This is a genomic window from Kitasatospora sp. NPDC057512 (assembly GCF_042802135.1).
Taxonomy (GTDB): domain Bacteria; phylum Actinomycetota; class Actinomycetes; order Streptomycetales; family Streptomycetaceae; genus Kitasatospora.
On the sequence record NZ_JBHVET010001089.1, the window covers coordinates 1 to 1,970 of the forward strand.

General features: G+C 76.1%; 1 protein-coding gene. It reads right to left on the reverse strand.

Annotated elements, in window-relative coordinates; genetic code table 11:
- Positions 1-1,643, reverse strand: a 1,643-nt coding sequence (locus tag ACFU6K_RS37875; RefSeq protein WP_380671032.1) for an Ig-like domain-containing protein, incomplete at its 3' end; no start/stop codon positions are given.
- Positions 1,644-1,970 lie beyond the last annotated feature (327 nt).

The window sequence follows — 1,970 nt, forward strand, 5'->3', positions numbered from 1 at the left end:
GGGCTCGGCTTGGCGGGGCCCGAGGGCACCGCCGCCGCACCGGACGCCACCGGACTCGGCGGCCCCGGCCTCGCTGCCGCCGGGCTCGGTGCCGAACTCGACGCCGGAACCGCCGCTGCCGGGCTCGGCAGCACCGAACTCGGCACCGCCGGACTCGGCACCGCCGGCACGGGCGCCGCCTCCGCCGTGGCGACCCGTACCGGCACCGGCTCCCCCGAGGCCGCGTTCCCCGACCGATCGGTCGCCGTGACGGTCAGCCACTGCTCCCCGTTCGCCAGGTCCCGGTTGGCCGTGCAGCTCCAGCTCCCGTCGAACGCCGTCGCCGCCCCGCAGAGCACCGTCCGCCGTTCCGGCTCCGAGCCCGCGCCCGCCCCCGTCGTGACCAGCACGTCCGAGTCCGGATCCGCCCGGCCGGCCAGCTTCGGCCGGCTGACCCGCACGGTCTCCCCCGGGGCCGGCGAGGTGAGCACCGGCCGGCCCGGCAGGCCGGTGGCGACGACCAGCGGGACCGGCAGTCCGGCCGTCCGGTTGCCCGCCTGGTCGACCGCGATCGGGGTGAGCAGGTGCTTCCCGTCCGTCAGGTTCTCGACCGGCAGGCAGGACCACGCGCCGCCCGCCGGCACCCCGGTGATGCACAGCTCGTCGCTGGAGCCCTGGTCGACGACCGAGACGGTGCTGCCCGCCTCGCCGGTGCCGGTGAGCCGCAGCCCCGGATCGTTGGTGTACGCGGGGACGGTGAGCGTGGGAGCGGACGGCGGCACGGTCTTCACGCCGACCGTGACCGGATCGCCGCGCAGCACCACGCCGCCGCCGGTGGTCTCCACCGGGGTGAGGGCGTGCGGACCGACGGCCAGCCCCGTGCCGGGGCGGCAGGACCAGTCGCCGCCGCTCCCGACCTCGGTCCGGCAGAGCACGGTGTCGCCCTCCCGGACCTCCATCGTGGCGCCGGCGACCGCGCCGTGGCCGCTGACCTGCGGGCGGGCGTCGGCGAGGACGGCGCCCGCGACCGGCTCGGCGATCTCCGGCCGGGCGGCGCCGACGGTCAGCTCGATCCGCTGGTCGGCGACCTGTCCGGAGTCGGCGAAGCCGCCGGAGGAGACGAGCTGTCCGGCGTCGCGGCCGATCCGCAGCCGGGCCCAGGTCTCGCCCGAGGCCGCGCCGGGCGGGACGGTCCACTCCAGGGTCGCGGTGGCGGCGCCGGGCGGGATCTCGGTCTGCACCCGCTGGGCGGGGTCGAACCGGCCGGTGCGGCCGAAGTCGATCCAGCCGGCCAGGGTGGCGGGCCGGTCGCCGACCGCGACCGGGACGGTGAGCCGGTAGTAGCGGCCGATCGCGGCCTCGGCGGGGAAGGCGATCGACGCGTCGGCGCCCCAGTACTCGCCGCGGCCGGTGCGCGCCGGGGCGGTCGCGGCGGCGCCCAGGAGGAGGTCGGAGGCCACGTGCGAGGCGGTGCCGTAGTCCTGCGGGGCGGTGCCGAGGTCGGACCGGACCGGGAGCCCGGAGGGCAGCAGCACCGCCCGGTGTTCGGCGGACCGGGTGTCGGGTGCCTGCCGGGCCGCCGAGAGCGGGGCGTTCCACGCGGTCAGCAGCCCGCTCGCGAGGACGGCCAGGGCGACAGCCGTACGGGGAAACTGTCGGCTCATCCGGCTCTCCTTCGCGGTCGGCTGCCGGGGGGTGGGCAGTCTGCACAAGATCCGACAAAAAGGAATCACGATCCTGAGCCGGTCATACTGCGACACCTGTGCTTTTGGCCGTATCCCACCCGTTCGGCGGTCATCCGGGCGGCAGGACGGGATGTACCCGAAACGGCTGCATTTCATCCATTAGGCGGCAATCGGCACCACCCGAACGGCGGCGGGAACGGGACCTCCAGGCCCATTCGGCGGGCACCGGCCTCCGGAACGGAGCCACCCACCCGTGGCCTGTGTTCGAATCACTCGCCGGGTACGCCGGGAAAACGAAGAAGCCCC